General features: G+C 40.7%; 15 protein-coding genes. 9 read left to right on the forward strand and 6 right to left on the reverse strand.

What is annotated here, in order from left to right; all coding sequences use genetic code 11:
• Nucleotides 1-377 precede the first annotated feature (377 nt).
• From ACOB82_RS05240 to ACOB82_RS05250, 3 genes are all read left to right on the forward strand, one after another.
• Nucleotides 378-4,031: a S8 family serine peptidase gene (locus ACOB82_RS05240; protein ID WP_448211888.1), complete on the forward strand. Its 3,654-nt coding sequence runs from the start codon at nucleotides 378-380 to the stop codon at nucleotides 4,029-4,031.
• A gap of 14 nt (nucleotides 4,032-4,045) precedes the next feature.
• Nucleotides 4,046-7,657: a S8 family serine peptidase gene (locus ACOB82_RS05245; RefSeq protein ID WP_448211889.1), complete on the forward strand. Its 3,612-nt coding sequence runs from the start codon at nucleotides 4,046-4,048 to the stop codon at nucleotides 7,655-7,657.
• 212 nt (nucleotides 7,658-7,869) lie between these two features.
• The gene (locus ACOB82_RS05250; RefSeq protein WP_448211890.1) at nucleotides 7,870-8,826 is read left to right on the forward strand and encodes a helix-turn-helix domain-containing protein; all 957 of its coding nucleotides are present in this window, start codon (nucleotides 7,870-7,872) and stop codon (nucleotides 8,824-8,826) included.
• A gap of 92 nt (nucleotides 8,827-8,918) precedes the next feature.
• On the opposite strand, the gene nhaR is transcribed toward ACOB82_RS05250, so the two are convergent.
• Nucleotides 8,919-9,827 carry a transcriptional activator NhaR gene (nhaR, locus tag ACOB82_RS05255; RefSeq protein ID WP_448211891.1) on the reverse strand — a complete coding sequence of 303 codons (909 nt, stop codon included), beginning with the start codon at nucleotides 9,825-9,827 and terminating at the stop codon, nucleotides 8,919-8,921.
• Nucleotides 9,828-9,964: 137 nt separating this feature from the next.
• On the opposite strand from nhaR, the gene nhaA reads away from it, so the two are divergent.
• The 5 genes from nhaA (at nucleotide 9,965) to ACOB82_RS05280 (ending at nucleotide 14,959) form a co-directional block, all read left to right on the forward strand.
• Nucleotides 9,965-11,191 (forward strand): Na+/H+ antiporter NhaA, encoded by a 1,227-nt coding sequence (nhaA, locus tag ACOB82_RS05260; protein ID WP_448211892.1) that lies wholly within the window; start codon nucleotides 9,965-9,967, stop codon nucleotides 11,189-11,191.
• Nucleotides 11,163-11,621 (forward strand): hypothetical protein, encoded by a 459-nt coding sequence (locus ACOB82_RS05265; RefSeq protein ID WP_448211893.1) that lies wholly within the window; start codon nucleotides 11,163-11,165, stop codon nucleotides 11,619-11,621. The genes nhaA and ACOB82_RS05265 overlap by 29 nt, the downstream gene beginning before the upstream one ends.
• Nucleotides 11,622-11,792: 171 nt before the next feature.
• The gene (locus ACOB82_RS05270; protein ID WP_448211894.1) at nucleotides 11,793-12,104 is read left to right on the forward strand and encodes an MHYT domain-containing protein; all 312 of its coding nucleotides are present in this window, start codon (nucleotides 11,793-11,795) and stop codon (nucleotides 12,102-12,104) included.
• A gap of 90 nt (nucleotides 12,105-12,194) precedes the next feature.
• On the forward strand, nucleotides 12,195-14,051 hold the full coding sequence (locus ACOB82_RS05275) for a PAS domain S-box protein (RefSeq protein ID WP_448211895.1): 1,857 nt from the start codon (nucleotides 12,195-12,197) through the stop codon (nucleotides 14,049-14,051).
• Between the two features lie 143 nt (nucleotides 14,052-14,194).
• Entirely contained in the window at nucleotides 14,195-14,959 is a 765-nt protein-coding gene (locus ACOB82_RS05280) for a MipA/OmpV family protein (protein ID WP_448211896.1), read from the forward strand.
• A 151-nt stretch (nucleotides 14,960-15,110) separates the two neighbouring features.
• On the opposite strand, the gene ACOB82_RS05285 is transcribed toward ACOB82_RS05280, so the two are convergent.
• Nucleotides 15,111-16,046, reverse strand: coding sequence for a 2-hydroxyacid dehydrogenase (locus tag ACOB82_RS05285; protein WP_448211897.1), 936 nt, complete (start codon nucleotides 16,044-16,046; stop codon nucleotides 15,111-15,113).
• A 427-nt stretch (nucleotides 16,047-16,473) separates the two neighbouring features.
• Between ACOB82_RS05285 and ACOB82_RS05290 the strand changes: the two genes are divergently transcribed.
• Nucleotides 16,474-17,637, forward strand: coding sequence for an alpha-hydroxy acid oxidase (locus ACOB82_RS05290; protein ID WP_448211898.1), 1,164 nt, complete (start codon nucleotides 16,474-16,476; stop codon nucleotides 17,635-17,637).
• A gap of 90 nt (nucleotides 17,638-17,727) precedes the next feature.
• Here the strand turns inward: ACOB82_RS05290 and ACOB82_RS05295 are convergent, their stop codons facing one another.
• From ACOB82_RS05295 to ACOB82_RS05310, 4 genes are read right to left on the reverse strand one after another with little or no spacing between them, the layout of a single operon-like run.
• Nucleotides 17,728-18,186: a group I truncated hemoglobin gene (locus tag ACOB82_RS05295; protein WP_448211899.1), complete on the reverse strand. Its 459-nt coding sequence runs from the start codon at nucleotides 18,184-18,186 to the stop codon at nucleotides 17,728-17,730.
• Nucleotides 18,186-19,019: a DUF3034 family protein gene (locus ACOB82_RS05300; RefSeq protein ID WP_448211900.1), complete on the reverse strand. Its 834-nt coding sequence runs from the start codon at nucleotides 19,017-19,019 to the stop codon at nucleotides 18,186-18,188. Before ACOB82_RS05300 ends, ACOB82_RS05295 begins: the two co-directional genes overlap by 1 nt.
• Nucleotides 19,003-21,327, reverse strand: coding sequence for an EAL domain-containing protein (locus ACOB82_RS05305; RefSeq protein ID WP_448211901.1), 2,325 nt, complete (start codon nucleotides 21,325-21,327; stop codon nucleotides 19,003-19,005). The genes ACOB82_RS05300 and ACOB82_RS05305 overlap by 17 nt, the downstream gene beginning before the upstream one ends.
• On the reverse strand, nucleotides 21,317-21,994 hold the full coding sequence (locus ACOB82_RS05310; RefSeq protein ID WP_448211902.1) for a methylamine utilization protein: 678 nt from the start codon (nucleotides 21,992-21,994) through the stop codon (nucleotides 21,317-21,319). Before ACOB82_RS05310 ends, ACOB82_RS05305 begins: the two co-directional genes overlap by 11 nt.
• Between the last annotated feature and the right edge of the window lie 177 nt (nucleotides 21,995-22,171).

Here is a 22,171-nt window from a genome sequence, read left to right on the forward strand (position 1 = left end):
ACTCTATTAAACCAAGCTTAACAGTAATTGTTACCACCAGATATATCCGATAACAATTGATAACATTGTTTTTCTTTGCTTAATTTTTCACTAAAAACCGGTGAGACTTTATACGCGTCTGGTAACTAAAAGTACAGCCAACATTCAATTTTTAGGGGGGTTGCTTCCCTTAATAAAAATTCTATCAATAAAAACGTTAGAAAATCCAATGAAAATTAAATGGTAATACAGGATACATGATGGTTAAAAAATCGGATAGAAACGCAAAAAACGGATAGTTGAGTCATGAACTCTTTGCCTAGTATCAGTGAACCTCTTAACCAAGAATTTTAATAATAGGTTGAGAGGAAATATAACTATATTAAAGGGTCAGAGAAATGAGACAAAAATTTACGCTCTCTGCTATCTCAATGGCGATGTTACTTACCGGTGCATCAGCTATTGCCGGTAACAGCCCCATAAGGGACAGCAAACTAACAGTCGATCAAACGCCTGTATTTAACCAATCACAAGTTGGTGTTTACAGCATAATGTTGAAGTTACCTGGTGCATTACATAACCAGTACTTCAAAGATGGTATTGATAAACAACAAGCCATTGAAATGGTAGAAGACGAACAAGATCTTCTAATGCAACACATTACAGCGGTTGATCCAAACGCTTTTGTTAACAACCGCGTACGCCTAGTTAACAATATGTTGCATGTGCAAATGACACATGAAGCAGCTAACTCGTTACAAAGCTACGAAGGTATTGCTTCAATTAACCAATTGAGCAATGCAGCGATTACTGACAAGCCAAATCTTGATCAGCAATATCCGTTCTACAAAGTTAATGATGCAGGTAAAAGTGTTACCGTTGCTATTATCAGTAGCGGTGTTGATTACACTCATAAAGCACTAGGTGGCAGTGGCGAAGCTGACGCTTATGCAGAAGCTTGGGAAAACCGAAGCAATGCATGGGATGGTTTCCCTACTGACACAGTTATTGGTGGTTTCGACTTTACCAGTGAACATATTGCCAATAACTTAGATTACAACCCAATCGAGCGCCAAAACAACGTTACTGATCCGTACTACGGTGTAGAATACGTTGCAGGTCGCGGTACTATGATTGCGGCAGAAATTTTAAAACAAGCACCAGACGCTAAAATTTACGCCTATAAAACGACCGGTGCTAAAGATAGCGACGCCGTTTATGTTGATTATCGCGATTATAATTACCCAGCGTTAGAAATGGCCATCGATCCAAATATGGATGGCGATACTTCTGATCGCGCTGACATTATCATTATCGACGCTTTAGGTTCAAATGGTTTCTACGCACAAGGTGATTCTGGTATTTCTTCACCAGTATTAGACATTTTAATGATGCGTAGCATTTCAGCACTAGGTAGCCTTGTGGTTTCACCTGCTGGTGAATGGGGTGAATTCCCAACTTACTTCAACATTGCATGGCGTGGTGCTTCTCCTGAATCACTAACTGTTGGTTCGGTAAAACTAGATGGCAAAAATGTATCGCCATCAGATTTCACTCCGCATGGCCCAGTACGTGGCGACTTCATTATGAAGCCAGATGCGATGCAAGTGGGTGAAGATGTTAATGTTGCGCTAGTCGGTACAGGTACTGAATCAGCAACTAAAACTGATCCTATGTTAGCGGCGGCAACCGTTGCTGGTCAGGCAGCTAAGTTATTAGCAGAACGTCCAGAGTTAAGCGCAGCAGAAGCTAAAGCAATTTTGGTTAACACAGGTAATACTGATGTTAAAGGTGACGCTGAAGTAACGCGCATTGGTGGCGGTGTAACCGATATTAAAGAAGCATTAGATAGCGATGTTGTAGTATGGGATGCCAATAGTTACTTACCTAACTTAGCGTTTGGTTTTGTTGATGTGAATAACAAATTAACGCTTACTCGTGATGTCACTATTAAAAACTTCTCAAGAGAAACTAAGCGTTATTACCCATCAGCTTCACTGAATGGTAACAAAGCAGGTAATGAAGCGATTCAGTGGATTTTACCTGAGTCAATTGTTATTGAAAAAGGTAAATCAGCCACGTTTTCTGTATCTATGGTTATCGACGGTGAAAAACTACCTGAAATGCCATTAAAAGAAAGTGCAGACTACACGCTGGAAAACTGGTCGAAAATTGCTTTAAACGGTTATCTAAATTTCAGTACGTCAAAGTCTAGACAACGCGATGTGGTTAACTTGCCTTGGTTAGTAATGCCGAAAAATGTTCACGCTATTGAAAAAGACTTTGCCTCAACTGCTTATGGTCCAGACCACTTAGTGGGTGACTGGGGACAAGATGTTGGTATTCCTGAGTGGAATATTGATCAATTAGCGATGGAATTTACTAATACCTCAAGTGCTAATCAAACCTTTATGACCTTGCCAGTAATTACTGAGGTAAAGAATAAAGACGAAAACAAAGTGCGTACAGAAGGTAACTTTTTAAAATATGCAGCGTCAGGTGTGTATGATGAAGCCCAATGTACGTCAGGTAAAAAATTCACCGTTGCAACAAGCTTCTTTGACCGTTCAGATTTAGCGATTGCTAAGCACCCAGATCGTTTTGGCTTTACTATGTTTCAGGCGTCAATCTATTTCCCTGAAATGATGGAAATCTACGGTTACAGTGCATTTAATGTTGACTCAAGTGCTGGCTTTTATCCTGAAGGGGTTGTAGGTAAGGTTTGGGTTGAATTAAATGAAGATGCTCAGCCGCAAACTTACTATCTCGATTTAAATCAATCGTACGATCCAGCAAACCCAACAGGCCGATACAGAAAATCAACATTACCAACAATCGTTTCGCCAGATGGCAATACTGCTGTGGCTAACGTTTGTGTTGAAGATTTGTATCACCATACCTTTAATGATCCGTCAAAACTTGATGGTGAACTAGGCTACCAGTTTGCAACCGATCGAGATGCGCAAGCAGGTGTTGACGATAATATCTTACTATTTAACCCAGTACAGTTAGGCACAGTGTTCGATGAAGAAGTTTGTTTAGACAGTGAATGGATGTGTGAGAACTCTCCAGAGTGGGCTTGGAAATTGCAGGTTACAGCATTAACTGGTTATAAGTCTGGTTTAGCCAAAGTAACTGGTGGTGAAGTATCAGATTACTCACATGAAATCACCTTAGCTCCTGGTGAAACCGCGAAATTCGGTTTGGCAATGGATGTACATTGTGCCGAAGGTGGTGTAGGTATCGGTTCTTCAGTTGATGTAGGTTGTAAATCAGGTGCGTTATTAATTAATACTGCGACTGGTTATGTCATTCAAACCGCTGGTATTGATGATGCTGATGATTATCTTGCAGCACCATTAGCAGGCCAAGAATTCAGTGTTTATGAAAATGTTGATAATGGTCATGTTGTTGGTCAAATTCACACAGATTCATTACCATTCTTTGGTGTTGGCGATACTAATGAATATTCGCCGCTTGATATCTTCTTGCTTAATGCCATTCCTGGTACGCCATTTAACGTAAGTAAAGATGGTGAAATTACTGTGGCAAATACCGATGCCATTGATTTTGAAGACACTAAAGAATTCAACTTAGTGGTTTACGCGAAACAAGGCATGGACACTTCACCTGAAGTGGAAATTAAAGTGACTGTGGTAAACGTTAATGATGTTGCACCACAAAAAACTAAGCACATCGAAACTATCGTCGCTAAACAAGGCCAAGCAGTATCGGTTGATCTTTCAGACCACTTTATTGATCCAGAAGGTGATGGTATAGCCTATAGCTCAGATGATTTACCAGCAGGCTTAGCCATTTCTACCGCTGGTGAAATTACAGGTACTCCGCAAAGTTACGGCGATTTATCGGCTAATGTGATGTTATCTGATGGTAAAAATACAGCTTCTGCCCAAGTTAACTTTGCCGTAGCGCAAACAAAAACTGATAGTGTTGATGCAGGTTCATCAAGCTCTGGTGGTAGTTTTGGCAGCTTAGTGTTGGCGTTCTTAGGCCTTACAACACTAGCTCGTCGTAGAAAAATCAATAGCTAAGGTGGAGCTTTAATATGAAATTAACAATAACTAAAGTTGCATTAGCGCTACCATTAGCCATTGCAACCATGACCCAAGCTGCGGTTAATCAAAACATTGATAGTGCCAGCAACGTTAAGCCTGCGCATATGCAAAATATTGACGCGAAACGTTTAAACGCTATCGAATCTAATCGCTACTTTGTATTACTAAAAGATGCACCAATTGCTTTGTACAATGGTGAAGTCAAAGGTTTAGCGCCAACCTCAATGTCGGCAACTAAAGGCAAAAACGCGACAGCTAGAGGTAAATTAAATACCAAAAGTAGCGCCAGTGTTAGCTATAAGGCTTACTTAAACGATCGCCAAGCCGATGCTAAAGCGGCCATTAACCGCATTACTAAGCGTAGCGTTAATGTTAAAGAGCAATTCTCATTAGCATTAAATGCCATGGTAATGGAGTTGACGCCGGAAGAAGTTGCAGCGGTAGAAGCGTTACCTGAAGTTATCGCGGTAACGAAAGAAGAACGTCAACAGCTATTAACCGATAGAGGTCCATCATTTATTGGTGCACCAGGTGTTTGGGATGGCTCTGCAACTGGTACCCCATTTAAAGGTGAAGGTATGGTGGTTGGTGTCATGGATACCGGTATTACCACTTATACTGCGTATGCTTGGAACGGTGACTATTCTACTTATACCTTCCACCCATCATTTATTGACCCAGGCCAAGATGGCGGCGAAGGTTACGACCATGTTAACCCTTATGGTGAAGGTGTTTACTTTGGTATGTGTGTTGATGCGCCAGAGCACTGTAATGATAAGTTAGTGGGTGTTATCAGCTACCCAGAAATTACTTCTCAGTATAGCTCTTGGCAAATGAACCAGTTTGGTAATGGCCGCGACTCACACGGTCATGGTACTCACGTTGCATCAACCATTGCTGGTAACCCGGTAAAAGATGTGCCAGTAGTTAACGCACTTGGCGAACAAGGTGAATTTAAGTTTGAACAAGTTACCGGTGTTGCGCCAAATGCCAACATTATTTCTTACCAAACCTGTCACCCAACATTAGGTTGTTGGCCGTCACTAGCGGTTAAATCAATTGAACATGCAATTGAAAATAATGTTGATGTGATGAACTACTCGGTAGGTGGCAGTGCTGCTTCACCTTGGTATTTATCTGATGCGCTTGCGATGTTAAGTGCCCGTGAAGCTGGTGTTCATATTGCTGTTGCTGCTGGTAACGCAGGTCCAGGTGAAAAAACTATTGGCTCACCAGGTAACTCACCTTGGGTAACAACTGTTGCAGCTTATACTCATGATCGTGCCTTTACTGGTAAAACAGCTACTTTCACTGGGGGCGCTGGTGATTTACCTGAAATGTCAGGTGAAGGTGCAACTAGTGGTGCAAGCGGTGAATTGATTTATATGGGTGACATTGAAAGTCAATACCACAAAGACACATACGGTGAAGGTGTATGTGGTAGTGTTGACTGGTCAGCTAAAGCACAAGTTGCTGGTAAAATCTTAGTGTGTAACCGTGGTGGTGTGAACTATAACGGTGAACCACTAGCACGTGTGCATAAGAGTAAGATTGCCAAGCAAATGGGCGCAATCGGTATGATCTTAGTCAATGTTGAAGATGAATATAACAACGTTGTATCTGACTTCCATTCATTACCGACTATTCACATTAATAAAGCTGATGGTGAAACTTTACGTGCATGGATGGCAACTGGCTCTGGTCATAGCGTAAGCTTTAACGACTCAGTACTTGAGTCTGATGCTAGCAAAGGCGATATTGCTGCGCCATTTAGCTCACGTGGCCCAGATCTTTGGGAAGGTGACTACTTAGTGCCGGATATTGCAGCACCTGGCGTTGATATTTTTGCTGGCGGTATTGGTACTAACCACTACAGTGGTATTCCTTACTCTGAGCAAGTTAGAGGTGATTTCCGCTTTATGAGTGGTACATCGATGGCAACACCACATGTTGCTGGTGCTTTAGTACTCGTTGCGGGTAGTCAACCAACTTGGACGGCGGCTGAAGTGCAATCTGCATTAATGCTAACCGCCGAACGTGATACCTTCAAAGATGACAACTATAGTGGTGTATTACTTCCTTCAACTCCGTTTGATGCTGGTGCTGGTAGTACACGAATCAGTCGTGCTGTAAAAGCTGGTTTAGTAATGAATGAAACTAAAGCAGGTTACTTAGCGGCGAATCCATTAGCGGAAGAAACCAATACTACGGGGGAAATTGAAGGTTGGCACGGTGAACCATCTCAAATGAACATGCCAAGCTTAGCGAAAAAAGGCTGTTTAATTGAGTGTTCTTGGACGCGTACTTTCAAAGCGACTAAGGCTGGTGACTGGACAATTAAGCCGGTATATGACTCAGCTAACTATGAGTTAACCTTTACCCCTTCATCATTCACGGTTGCTGAAGGTGACGAAGTAGAAGTTAATATTTCTGCCAAAGCACAACAAGGTCTAAATGACGAGTGGGTATTTGGTAAGATGGTATTAGTACCAAGTGATGCTGATACACCAGAAGCACACTTACCTGTAGCAGTAAACTTTATTGCAGGTATCGTACCTGAGAACTTTGTTATCAACACAGGCTTAAATGAAGGTAGCCAAAAAGTTGATGGTATCAAAACCATTGGTACTAACGACTTACAGGTGAGTAAAACTGGTTTAGCCAAAGCTGATATTCATGAGTTTGAAGTACAACGTGATGACACTAACCACATCGTTGTTGGTTTTGGTCAAACGATTGATAGCACGCTTCATGCAATTCCATTAAACGTTCAGGCACGCACCAAGCGCTTAGTGGTTGATGTATTAGAAGCAAGCTCTCCTGATATCGACCTTTATATCGGTTATGACGGCAACCTAGATGGCGAGCCGGACATTGATGAGTTCTACTATATTCGCTATATCAGTGGTGGTACGGATTCAGATGAGTTAATCGATATTATCGACCCAGAGCCTGGTACTTACTGGATTCTAACTCATAACTTTGCGCCACCGGTTGAAGGTGAGCCAGAAATGGATACCGTAAAATTATCAGTAGCTACGGTTAAGTATGATGACGATACCTTAACAACTGAAGCACCAACTGTGGTTGCTGCAGGTGAAGAAGTTGATTTCACACTTAACTGGAGTGCGGCAATGGAAGAAGGTGACCTTCACTATGCTGCGGTACAATTAGGTATTTCAGCTGAATTGCCGACTAACATTGGTACTATGCGTGTAACCCTGAACCGTACGGAAGATGAAGCGCCAGTACAAAATAATGAAATTACTGTTAAAGCAGGAGCTAGCAAGCGTTCTGTAGATGAAGGTAAAGTAGTTAATTTGTATGCTTATGCCCGTGCTAAGTACAGCTTATTAAAAGATGTTACTTACGAGTGGACTCAAGTAGATGGCCCAACGATTGACTTTGGTGTTCAGGATAAGTCTGGTTATTCTAAAGTGACTTTTGTTGCGCCAGAAGTCGATGAAGATACTTATGTGACTTTCTCTGTAGTTGCCAAATCAGGTAAATCAGTTAGTAAGGCAGATACTGTATCAGTTAAAATAAAAAAGAAACGCCAACGTGGTGGCAGTGAAGACGATAATAAACTTCGCTTGAAATAATCTTTGTTAATTAACGTCAAAGCCCGCTTTCTGCGGGCTTTTTTTGGCTAGTGATAAATGGTTGAGAAGGAGTCAGTTAATAGTCAATTAATAGCCAGCTAATCGTCAGAAAACGGATAACAATTGATAACAAAGATCTCATTGAGCACAGTACTAAGATTCCTTACATTTTTGTATAAATAAGTAACTAAATGTAAAAAGTTGTTGTGCAGATGTTTGCTACTGACACTAAATCAAATCACTGGATAAATGATGCTGTTAGTTTGCATCGTTTTTTTATTGAGTATTTTGATAGCTCGAACATCAATGTAGAAAGTGATAAATACGTTAGAATACAGCAACAAACGCTAGAGCTATTTGACCTGAGCATCACTAAGTTATGCGCTTTTACTTCATGTACTTTGAGCTTTCCCACTACTGAACAGTATTGTTATATCTTTTTGTCAGTTAAAGGTGCTAGCCATATTATTTGTAATGGCATTAAAGAAAAGAATGGTTTTATTGGCTTTCAACCAAATGTTAAAGCGTGTGAAATTACGCTGGAGCCAGACAGCTGTTGTTACTTAATTAAATGTCCAATTAGCTTATTTGAACGTCAGTTAATGAGCTTAGTGAAGGTCAGCCATTTAACCGCATCGCGTTTTAAACCTGCGTTATTGATGTCTGATACTTTAGTAAAGTTTTTACAAGATTCTGTGCAATTTCTTATTCATCAAAGCTTTGCCAATGATGCGCTGTGCTTAACCAGCATGCATAAAGAGTTTGAGCAAATGTTGATTAAAGGCATTTTATATAACCATGATCACGGTTATAGCCAATTGCTGCTAGATCAGCAGGCGAGTAATCAACCCAGTTTTATTAATAAAGCTTTGGCCTTTATTCAGCAATCGATAAAAGAGCCAATTAGTTTAGATGATATAGTACTGGCATCAGAAGTTAACCCTAAGCGTTTATATGCTGGATTTAACAAATTTATCGGCATGCCGCCGATGCAATACCTTAAAGTTCAGCGATTAGAAGCAGTAAAAGCTCAGCTAGAAACTCAGCGTTCTAACTCCGTTACCGATGTTGCTATCCAGTGGGGGTTTTCACATTTGGGACGTTTTTCAGCTGATTACAAAAAACACTTTCAAGAAAGTCCATCCGCGACTTTGGCTAAGACGTTATAGTTCATACTTAACCTTGGTTTACATAAGTACTAATGCATAGAAACACATTGCTATCTCTAGCTGAGGCACATTTTTAACACCACTGCCGTTAATTAGGTAATGGCTTGTGCGAATAGCTTTTTCCCCTCGCTAATTAAGTGTTTAACTGCTGGGTGTTTTATTTTTCGCTCTGGTGAAATTAAGTAATAGTGTTCAGTAATATCTCGCGTGCGCCCGACGATAGAGACATTAAATTGTTCGATCACATGCTGCTCTATAATAGATGGCGCACAGAATACGCCGTAACCAGCCTGCCCAAAGTATTTAGAGAGCACAGAGTCGTCAAACTCACCAATAATGACAGGGTTAATATCTAATTCATCAAACCAGCTTCTAACACTTAAATATTGGTTGGAGCCTTCGCCAGCGGTAAAGAATGGCATGCCGTCAAGTGATTGAGGAAATCCGGCCTTAATGCCCTGTGCTATATCCGTTGTGGCAAAAAAACTTAAGCCACATTTTCCCAGTAGGTGAGTGTAAGCTTTTAGTGGCGAGTTAGCAGGTAGTGGCGTATCGCTTAACACGGCATCTAGCTTATTGACTGCGAGTTCTCCTAACAACACTTCTAGGTTAGTTTCTTTACACACTAACTTAATCGAGTCATCCATCGTATAAATTGACTTTAACATGTAAAACGAAAAGACCTTGGCGATGACATCAGTGATGCCAATGGAGAATTTATAGGCAAAATTAGTCGCCTGATTTTTAAGCGAATTGACTAGCTCATCACCCAAGCTAAATATTTCCTCTGCATAGTTATAGGCAATTTGCCCTTCTTCATTAAGCACTAAGCTGCGTCCTTTGCGGTTAAATAATTGAAATCCTAGTTGCGACTCCAGTTGATTGAGTTGGGCGCTGAGCGTTTGCGGGGAAATATGAATTTGCTGAGCAGCTTTGGCAATACTGCCGTGTTTGGCAATGGCGTAGAAATAATTTAAGTGATGGTAATTCAGCTTGGTCATCAATAACTCCAGCGATTGGCTCTCTATTATTGGCTATGTATTGTCAACTTTTTGTTGATGATATCACAAGTATAAACGGCTTTTATTGCGCTATTAGCTTAGATATAACATTAAGGCTTAGTGACAAAGGAGGAAGTATGACCGAGAAAATGCTAATTCAGCGATGGAAGCATTTTATTAAAACAGACGCCAGTGCAGGTATTGTGCTGGTGACGTCTGCTGCGTTGGCGTTATTTATGGCCAACAGTTTTTTAAGTTATTACTACAATGATTTTCTCGATTTTCCGGTAAGTATCACGCTAGGCAACTTTGCTATTAGTAAGCCGTTGGTCTTGTGGATTAATGATGGCTTGATGGCACTGTTCTTTTTCGTTGTCGGGTTAGAAATAAAGCGGGAGTTATTTTACGGTCAATTATCAAAGCCTGATCAAATTGTGCTGCCGTTTCTAGCGGCGGTTGCAGGTATTGCAGTGCCAGCACTTATTTATGCAGCATTTAATTATCAAGATGCTGTTGCGCTTGGCGGCTGGGCGATTCCTTCGGCAACCGATATTGCATTTGCTCTCGGGATCTTTGTGATGTTTGGTAAGCATTTGCCGCCGAGTTTGAAACTGTTCTTATTATCGGTGGCGATAATTGATGATATTGGTGCGGTGATTATCATTGCGCTGTTTTATTCGGAAAACTTAGCGCCATTTTCACTGATTGTTGCATCGGTTGGCCTTGTGGTGCTGTTTATATTTAATCGCTTAGGGCTTGAAAATAAGTCGCCGTTTATTTTGGTGTCAATCGTGGTGTGGGCAGCGGTGTTAAAATCGGGCGTTCATGCAACGTTAGCAGGGTTTGCGGTAGCGTGGTTTATTCCAATGGCACGTGACCATGCTAAGTCAATGGCGTATCAATTAGAGCACGGGATGCATCCGTGGATTACTTTCTTTGTCTTGCCTTTGTTTGCCTTCGCCAACGCAGGTGTTGGGTTAACTAATGTCGGTGTCGATCAGCTGTTTACCCCGATTACGATTGGCATCATCGTTGGACTATTTGTCGGTAAACAACTAGGGATTTTTACGGCGTGCTGGCTGGCAATAAAACTAAAACTATGTAAGTTGCCCAAAGATGCAAATTGGCAGCAACTATATGGCGTGTGTGTGTTATGTGGCGTTGGTTTTACCATGAGTTTATTTATCGGCGCCTTAGCCTTTGAGCAGCAAGGTCGAGAGTATCAAACTCAAGTTAAAGTCGGAGTGTTAGTTGGCTCAATACTGTCAGCGGTATTCGGGGCGTGGTTATTGAGCCGAGCGTCGAAAAAGTTGCCTCAATCTAAAGGAGAATCTAATGAAAATGTTCAAACAGCTAAAGCATAGTGTCGTGGTAATATTGGTGTCTCTGATTTCGCTGCCAGCATGGGCAGATTTGAAAACAGAAATAATTGCCTCTTGTATTGATTATCAATCCGGTACTAGTACAAGCAAATTAAACGCTTGTAAGTTGTATATTGATGGCTTTATCGATGCGGCGCTGCTGTCGGAGGATGGCGTGGCGAAACCTCAAGCGTTAATTGCAGATAATGATGAAACGAGTAGTTACTTAAAACGAGCTTATCAAACTAGGGTTTTAGAAACCCACTCTATTTTACCGGATGAGGAGTCACATCAATTTTGTATCCCTATAGAGTATCAGCGCCATACCATTGCTTCTATGTTGGCTAAGTCACTTGATATCAGCCAGCTAGAAACTAAAACCCTAAAAGAAGTGGTGTTTGAAACCTTAGTAAATGATTATCCATGTGATTAAAAGTAAGCAAAGGCAGTACTCACTTTTAATTTAATTTGTAATTAGTGGCAAGGTTCCATAAGTGACAAAAGATGAGCTTGGTCTTTTGTCACTTTTTTACTTTGGCTAAGTAAGTTTCTCTGTGGTACTTTTGTTGCACATATTACCCTCCTGTTGGTTATAGCCTTTTCTATGTTTGACTGGATAATTACACAATTTAGTATTGAACTCTTTACCATTGAACAAGATAGCATTCTTATTTACGGCAACTACAACCCTTGGTTGGTCGGGCTTTCAATAATCATTGCCATGTTTGCTTCGTTTATGGGGCTGCAAGTTGCCTCGCAAGCTGAACGCAGGTTACGTCAACAACGTCAAAAGACCATGTTGCTTATTGGTGGCATTGACTTAGGTGGTGGTATTTGGACCATGCACTTTATTGGTATGTTGGCGTTTGATTTGTGTTCGCCAGTTGAGTATGACTTGTTACTAACCTTAATTTAACTGGTTCCTGGGATAGGTGCATCTTGGGTTGCGCTATGTTATATCAATAGCCACCGTAAGAGCTTTGCTGGTTTATTAGTCGGTGGTGTTTTGGTTGGTGCGGGTATTGGTACTATGCACTATGTAGGCATGGCTGCTATGACCATGGCGCCGTTACTAAGATACGATCTTTGGATGTTTGCGTTATCGATATTGGTGGCTGTATCGCTGGCGATGCTAGCGTTATGGGTCAGAGTCGGTTTAGTCACATTAACCAAAGCGGCGCTTAAAGAATGGCATATCAATATTACTGCCAGTGTGGTGATGGGCGCGGCTATTTCCGGCATGCACTATACGGGAATGGCGGCGGCGCGCTTTGTAAAACCACCTGGGCTAGAGCTTAGTCAACAAACATCATCTATTTCATTTTACTTGGCGCTGGGCGTTGCGATAACAACCGTGGTGATTATTTGCTTAGTGTTGGGGGTAAATCTGATCTATCGCTATAAGGATGCTTCACAAAGTGCCTCTGAAAGCGAGCAACGGTTAAGAGCCATGATGGATACCGCCGTTGATGCCATTGTTAGTATCGACAGCAAAGGCACTATTATCAGCGTTAACAATGCCACCGAAAATCTATTCGGCTGGAGCGCTGAGCAAATGGTGGGCAACAACGTTAGTATGTTAATCCCTGAGCCAGATAAATCAGAGCATGATGGCTATATAAGCCGTTTTATTACTACCGGTGACGCTCGTATTATTGGCCAAGGCCGAGAGGTTGAGGCGGTAGATAAAAATGGTGAAAAAGTAGCGATCCGTTTAGCCATAGGTCATGTCAAAATGACGAGTGATGACTTTTTTGTTGCCTTTATCTCTGATATTCGTCCGCGCTTAAAAATGGAAGAAGCATTACGAGCTAATAAAGAAAAATTCCGTTCGTTAATTACCAATATTCCGGGCATTGCCTATCGATGCATTGATGATAATGGCTGGCCGATGATTTTTATTAGCGATGCGGTAGAAACGATAACTGGTTACCCCGCCCAAGACTTTGTCTTACCTAACCCCAAACGAAGCTTTACTGAGTTATTTCACCCTGATGATCGCGAAATGATAGCGCAAGCAACGTCCACAGAAGAAGCCTTTAGCTTAGAGTTTCGAATTATTCGGCGCGATGGCCAAGTACGCTGGATGATGGAATATGGTAATTACATTAAAGACCAGCAAAGCGGTGATGTTTGGCTCGATGGTTTTATTATGGATATTACCGAACGCCGAGAAATGGAACTGCAATTACTGGAAGCTAAAGAAACTGCTGAACAGGCGGCGTCAGCCCGTGCGGCATTTATGGCGAATATGAGTCATGAAATTCGTACACCGATGAATGCTATTATCGGCTTTAGTGATATTTTATTAGAAAACCATTTGAATGACGATGAGCATCGTCACTTAAAAACCATTAACCAGTCAGCAAAATCATTACTGCATTTACTTAATGATGTGCTTGATAGCGCTAAATTAGATAAAGGCAAAATGGAGCTGGAGTTGCGTAACTTCTCATTGGTGGAAGAAGTTGATGCAGTGGTGTCTACCTTATGGCTGCAAGCTCGTAACAAAGGCTTACAACTAACCGCAGAAATATCCCCTAAACTGAAAGATCAATATTTGGGTTCGCCAGAGCGCATTAGGCAAGTACTCACGAATTTACTCAATAATGCGATTAAATTTACTCAACAAGGCTCGGTAACCTTAAGTGTTCAGCCAATTGTTGATGATAACATTGATCATGCTATTGAATTTGATGCGTTAACTAGTGTGCGTCCATACAAAGCTGCTTGGTCGATTGAACAAACGATGGCGTTTGTTAAAGAGCAAAGTGGCAGACACTTTGAGCCTAAATTAGTGGAGTTATTAGAAGCTGAGTTAGCCACTATCCTCGAGATTAAACAACGCTACTTAGATGAATAAACAGGACGAATAAATAAGATGAATAACCTCTAGATCCAGTAACTGTTAACTACAACAAAAATTAAATGCGATCTTGTCGTCTGTTGTTAACGTACTGCGATTATATTCCACATTTTCAGTTAGTTATTAAATATCCTATCGCTATGAAAAAAATAATTTTTACTTGTTTGCTACTTTGTGCATTTCTCGTTAAGGCAGAACAACCTGAGCGCGGCGAACTAAGAGAAGCTATAGAGCCCTATGGTTTTTTATACGGTTTTGGCCTAGGCCTTAATCAAGAGATTTATCAAGGGTTTGATCGTCGAGTTATTCCGCTACCTATTCTTGGCTATCGTGGTGAAAAGTTAAGGGTACTAGGACCGTTTATTGGCTACGACTTACATCAGCTAGGTGACTTTGAGGTTGCGATTCAGGCGGCTCCAAGGTTTCAAGGGTTCGATGAAAACGACAGTGATATATTTATTGGCATGAAACAGCGAAAATTTTCAGTAGATGCAGGGCTTGCATTGCGTTTTGAGCGCCAAAACTGGAAGTTAAATGCCGCCTATATGCACGATGTTCTTGGGCGCTCACATGGCAGCGAGTGGTCGACTGAAGTTGCTAGAGTATTTCGCTACGGGCCAATTTTTATCGAACCATCTGTTGCGTTAAGCTATTTAGATAGCAAGCATGTCAATTATTATTACGGGGTAAAGGCAAATGAAGTGTTACCAACAAGACCTGCATATAAAGGTGATGATGCTTTAAATCCATCACTGGCATTAAGTGTTTCAACCCCGATGTTTTTTGGTGGCTTTAGTTCAATGAAAATTCAGCATACTTGGTATGATAGTGAAATTACCAATAGTCCATTGGTGGATGATGATACTAATTTAAGCTTAGTGCTTTTCTTCTCGAAGTTTTGGTAGTTTCAAGAGCCTGTTTGCAACGAGCTGCAAACGCTGGAATAGAGCGGGAATTATAAGCGGGAAATAAAAAGAACAATGCGTTATAAAAAGTGCTCAACACAATGCTTTAGCCAAAAACTAAAACATCATATTGAGCACGAGGGAGAAAGTGTTATACCACTTTATTTAACACATCTTTACCTTGTAAAAATGCACCAACATTGGCTAATGCTTGCTGAACCATTTTAGCGCGACACTCCATTGTGGCACTGCCGATATGTGGCGTTAATGTCACGTTTGGTAAGTCTAAATAGGCCGGGTTAAATGCCGGTTCATTATTGAATACATCAAGAGCCGCCGAAAAAATTTGCTGATTTTTTAAGGCGCTAATAAGCGCTTCATCATCAACCAACTCACCACGACCAGCGTTAACTAAGACGCTGGTTGGTTTCATTAATGCGATGCGTTCTTGGTTGATTAAATGACGAGTATCGTCAGTTAACAAGCAGTGCATAGTGACAATGTCAGCTTGTGATAACAATGCTTCAACCGAGTCGACATAGGTTACATTTAACGCTTGCTCAACTTCAGGGTTGCTGCGGAACGGGTCAAAATAAATAATATTTAAGTTAAAGCCTTGGGCACGTCTTGCAACCGCTTTACCAATTGCCCCTAAGCCGATAATGCCTAGCGTTTTTTCCTGAATACTGTGGCCCATGGCGCCAAGCGGTGCATCTGCGCCCCAATTGCCAGCACGTAGAAATGCTTCATTAGTGGTTAGTCGGCGAGATGCGGCAAGAATTAAAGAAAACGCTAAATCGGCAGTATCTTCGGTAACAATAGGCGTATTGGTAACGGTTATACCTTTCGCTTTTGCAGCACTTAAGTCGATATTATCGATACCAACACCGATATTACTGATAAGTTTTACTGACTCTGGTAATTGCTCAATAAAATTAGCATTAATCGGATCTAGTGACGTGGAAATACAAACGCTAACGTCATTAAATATCGAAAAATCGTTATTAAATGCCGCTAGTTTGTATTCCTGGTTGTTTAACGAAACCTGCTCAAGCGGCAGTTGACGAGAAGTTACTATGGTATTCATTGTTTTCCTCACTTTCATTGCACTAATAGTTCGTCACTTTATTTATAGGTAACTATTAGCTTGTGGTTCATGTACTAGTTAAGCAATTGAAAAAGCACAAGTTTTTATCGCACGGAACTTCATATTATCTAGCCATTTTTTCACCACTTTTTTGTCAAGTCTGTAACATGGGTGACAAACTTAATAACCAGATCAATTTTAGTCGTTATTATTAGAGCGCGTGTAACAGTAGATGTCGGTAACAAATTGTAGCTTAAGCTGGTTAAAATCTTGTTTACCTGCTAGAAATTTTGTTTAACTGCGCAATAGTGGCAAGTTAACGATTGTTGGTTTTGATGAAATTGTCATTTATGTGGCATTTAAATAGTAAAAATAATGTCACAATTTAATTGTGGAAAAACCTCCAGCTAAAAAAGGCTCTAGATATATGGGATTAAGTAAACGCTTAGCTGCTTGTCATAATGTTAATGACTTAAAATGCAGTGCGAAAAAGAAGTTACCAAAAGCGGTATATGATTATTTGGAAGGCGGCGCGGAAGATGAGTTGTCTTTATTTAACAATAAGCAGGCTTTTAATCGATATCAGTTAATGACCCGAGTGTTAACGCCATCACCTAGCATTAATTTGGCTTCTCAAATTATGGGAATGGAGGTTGATTTACCAATTTATATTTCACCGGTCGGTCAACAACGTATGTATCACCCAGACGCTGATGTTGCTGGTGCAACAGCTGCACTTAAGCATAACGTATTATTTGGCTTATCTACCTTTAGCTCTAAAACTATTGAGCAAGTAGGGGCTGCTAACAGCGGCGCTAAAGCGTTCCAGTTATATGTGCTGTCTGATCGCGAGCAAAACTATCGAATGATAGAGCGCGCTAAAAAAGCCGGTTTTGAAAGCTTAATTATTACCGTTGATAGTGCTGTTGGTGGTAATCGTGAGCGTGATTTACGCAATGGTTTAACCATTCCATTAAAACCAACTATTGCCACTATGATTGATTTTGCCATGCATCCAAAATATGTGTTTGACTATTTCTGTACGGGCGGTAAAGACTTAGTGAACCTAGATAATGCACCAAATATGAAAGATGGTGCCGAGTTTATGAAGTTCCTATCAAGTTTGGGGGAAATGAACCTAGATTGGCAATATGTCAAAGATATTCGCGAAAAGTGGCAAGGGCATTTGGTATTAAAAGGTGTTAGCCATATTGAAGATGTTAAGTTAGCCATTGATGCAGGTATTGACTCTGTCGTGTTATCAAATCATGGTGGTCGCCAACTTGATGCGACGATTGCGCCAATTGATCAAGTGCAGTCAGTTCGTGAAGCGGTCGGCCAGAATATTGAAATTTACCTTGATGGCGGCGTTACTCGTGGCCATGATGTGATCAAAGCATTAGCGTTAGGTGCTGATGGTGTTGGCATTGGTAAAGCTTATGGTTACGGTCTTGCTCATGGCGTGCCGGGTATTGAACGTTGTTTAACTTTCTTTAAAACCGAGCTTGAGCGCAATTTACGTTTGATGGGCTTTGGCTCAATACAAGAGCTTAAACAAGACGGTCATCGTTATATTCATAAAGCTGGCTAATAGCCAATACCAAGTTAATAACTATTTGGGTTTGTTTAAAATAAAGGCTACTAATTCAGTAGCCTTTATTATTTAAAGTTAAACTCGCTGTTATATACGAATAATTTCTTCGCGTAACGGTGCTAATCGTGCCAGCACTTTATTTTGTAATGGATAACTAAGCGCTGCTTGCTCCATTGCGCTTACGAGCAATTCTACAATTCGGTTAAAGTCTGCCTCATTAATATTCATGCCTTTATGAATATCGACCATAGAATCACCTTGATACTGGCAAGGTCCGCCCGTGGCATGGCAAAAATGTTGAATAAATCCTTGTCTAAAGTGCTCTACATTAGCTTTTATAAAGTAAGGGAGTACTTGCTTATCTTTGGCAATATTAACAATAAACGCATCAACAATTTGCTCAACTGCTGGCGCACCACCAATTTCCTCATAAAGTGAGCTGGTTGAGTTATTGCTGGCGGTACAACTAATGAGCAATGTGCAAAAAACGCTAATACGCGCGGTGATTAAAAACGGCTTAATCATATGAATAACAGACTGTGGCATTAATAAGACCCCGTGATAGAAAGGTACCAGCCTTGCTGATTATCTATCGTGGCAATAGCGCCAAGATCAAGATAGGCCAAGGTGATATTGACGTGCTTATTAGGAAACCAAGCAATAAAGATATCTTGCCAGTTAGACTCATTTAGCCCTAAGTTATCAGGTTTTTGACGATATTCACTGCCAATTGCTAAATGTTTATTAAGTAATAATGCCGCCGATGCTTCTAAGTAAAAGCCACCATTACCTTGGCTACCACCAAAACCTAATAGCCCCATTTCATTGGCTTCGGTATATCTAATCGTGGTGTTCCATAAAAAGTTATAACCAGCAATTAACCCTAAATGCAATTTACTGGCGGCTAGATAAACATCGATGCCGCTATCGTCTTTAGCACCAAGGGCAAATGGCACGGTTTTGGTGTCGAGCTTTTTAGCTTGAATACCTAACGAAAATTGCGGCCAAGTACTGTAAATAATATCGCCATACAGCCTGAATTTAGCCCCGACTATTTGTTGTTTTAAGGTTAAAGATAATGGATTCACCTCAAAACGCTGCTCGGCAAATGACAATTCTACCCGATCATATAAGTTTAGCTGAGCGCCACAGACATTAAGCCGAAAATCATCAACATCACCCCGTGAACAAAAGCCGGAAATCGCGATTTGATCTTCACTGGCATAACCCGCAAGTTGCGCCCAAGGCACTAAGCCACCACCGGCTGCTCCTTCCACTTGAGAAACACCTGGTGTTGCTAATATTTTGCCATTGGCAAAACATAAGCTAGGTAGCAACAGGAAAACTAAGTTAACAGTTAAGCTAATAACTCGGTTCATAATTCTTATACCAGCTAATAAATGTATCGGCGTCTATCGGGCGAGAAATATAATAGCCTTGGGCATAGTCGCAACCATAAGACGCAAGTAACGCTAAACTTTCGGCATTTTCGACACCTTCTGCCACGACCCGCATATTGAGTTTATGGCCAAGCGAAATGGTTGAACTGACAATGTCTTGATCTTTAGTGCAGGCTTCAAGTGATAAAATAAAGCATTTATCAATTTTAAGTTCATCAACGGGTAAGCTTTTAAGCTTAGATAAAGATGACTGACCAATACCATAATCATCTACTGAAATCTCAAAGCCCAGAGATTGCAAGTGTGATAGCCGAGTGGCCACCATTTCTTCATTTTCTGCAAGATCACGCTCAGTTAATTCTAACGTTAGCTGGGTTGGTGGAATATGATATTGCTCGATAGTGGTCAATAAAAAATCGACAAATTCTGGATGCTGAATATCTTGCGCAGATAAGTTGACCGATACGCGGATATTGATGCCGATGTCATTCCATTGGGCAATTTGCATTGCAACATGTTTCAGCACCCAGTGGGTTAAGCTGACAATTAAGCCTGATTTTTCAGCAAGGCTAACAAATAATTCTGGGCTGACAAATTCACCGGCCTTATTTACCCAGCGGATCAACGCTTCAACTTTTTCAATTTTATTAGTGCTTAAGTTTAATTTCGGCTGATAGTTTAAATATAGCGGGCTGTGTTCACTATGAATGGCGGTGCGCAACTCTTCTATCATTTGCAGTTTTTGCAAATAGGCTTCGTCTTCGCCTTGTTGGTAATGGCGAATTGATTTTTGTTCGGTGGTTGCCGCGCGCATAGCCATAACAACGCGGCGTATTAACACTTCAGGGTCTTTGCCATGGTTGATGGAATTCACCGAGCCAATATTAAGGTTTAATTCAATTTTAATATCTTCAATCCAATAAGGCTCGGTTAAGCGTTCGAGTAGCAAGCTTAGTTCGGCATCAATTTCGTCGATGGCGATTAATGGCATCATTAAGATAAATTCATCTGAATTTATTCTGGCCGCGGCCGCTTGATGATCAGGTTCACGATAATTGGCAATTAAGCTTTGTAAGCGTATTGCCAATGATTTAAGCAGCGTATCACCATTTTCTGGGCCTAAGGTATCATTAATCTGGTTAAAGCCGGTGATATTAATACTGGCGAGTAATAACTCCTTTTGGGTTAGCAAGCGTTCACTAATTAGCTTTAATAGCATTTGGCGATTATATAAACCGGTTAAATGATCATGCTCTGCTTGGTATTTAATTTCGCTTTCACGTTGGCTAATGGCGGCGCCCATTGTGGAGAAGGCGTAATACAGTTCATTAAATTCCAGCGGCAGTTGTTGCTCGTTTTTAGCTATGGTTAATTCACCCTGACTAATGCGCTTAGTGAGTTTCATTAGATAGTTCAGAGGATTAGAAATGCCTTTAGAAAGTAGTTGTGACAAAAACATCGAGCTGATAATGATCAACCCTGCGATAAAAATAATCGACGAGATTAGTTGGGTAAATTCATCATGCACTTCTTCAAGTGATGTCGATAATAACGCATAAATGCCGGAGTTTTCGCCAAACGCTATTTTCTTATTAAAATAGTTAGATTGCGTTAATAGTAAATTTATATCTTCAATTGGCTCAATGGTTAATTGATTTTCAACAGCTGATAAGTTCGCAAAGCTCGAAACGATATTGCCGTTATCATCGGCGAGCGTAATATCTAAAGAGGTAAGATTTTTTAATTCAATTAGCGCGGCTTTACTTAATTGAAAGCCAACAACCGCGTAGCCAATTTCACGCGGGGCCTTTACTGGTAAAATAATTAATTGATAAATATTGTTATTAATCACTAAAAATTGCGCCACTTCTGAGCTGGTTAATAGTTTAGCGATATTGTTTTTCAACGACTCTTTGGCAATAGCGCGCTTTGCGCTAATGGAAATAAGTTCGCCATTTAAATCTACCATCATCATTAAATCGGCATTAATGCGAGCGCCGTGATTAAGTAGTACGCTTTCAATGGTGTTTTTGTCTCGGGTGGCAATAGCTTGCTTAAAGCCAAAGTCAGCGGTTAATACGCGTGTTGCCGTTACTAATAATTGTTCTTGAGAAGACAAATATTGCGTTAAGACATTTTGCGCGTATTGCATTTGTCGTTCAATTTGGCGCTCGGTAAATTGTGCCGTTCTAAATGCGTAACTCGTGGTCAGCATGATGACGGTTAAGATAATAAGTAACGCGGATAACCAGGTAATTCTCGAGCGAATACTGAGATTAGTGAGCATGTTTACTAAGCTCCCCAAAGGTATTTCTTGGCGCTGGTGCAGTGGTATTTATTACAATGGAGACTGATTGCTCAGCATTTAATTTAGCAATGGGGAAATTAGCTCTATTTTCGACACCTTGCGTCGCTAGTGGGTGCCAAATGGTAAATTCTGTGGCCGCTGGTGGCAGTTGGTTAATGATTATTTGGCCGTTTTGATCAGAGAGAAAACTCGCTTTGTGCTCAGTAACATAAATATAGCCGACCATTGAATCATGAATATTACAGCCTAATACAACAACCCCATTTTGCTCAAAACTAATCGGGTTTTTTGGGCGATCAGCATATAACTTTAATTCAAAGGTTTTCGGCTGAGAAAAAGAATAAACATGGTGGCGAATATCATCGCTATTAGGAAAGGTTACTAAACTATTTTTCGGCGCAATCAGTACATGAGGAACAAATGTTTTATTGATTTGATCCATTACCAGTGGCGTTTTAGCAGGAACAAGTTGGTTGTTAATCTCTGGGATTTCTAAAACAGCATCGACTAGTGGTTGACCATGTTGATCGGTAAGGTTTATGACTACTGCAGCCATAACCTTAGGTATTAATGCGCTAGATGCCAACGCACTGAGTACTAACACATGGGATAAAACGAGCCACAGTAAGGTTTTTTTATAAAACATGATTGCTGTATGATACGTGGTGTTGATTTCATTATGACAAGCTCATTACTATAACGCAAAAATAGTTATGGTTAACTGATTGTATCAAGTAGCTTTTTATTACTAAAAGCTTGGTGAATTCACAGGTGTTGACTTAAAAATAATATGTTGGCTGTTAGTTGCAATCACTAAACAGTC

This window comes from Colwellia sp. MEBiC06753, assembly GCF_053470325.1.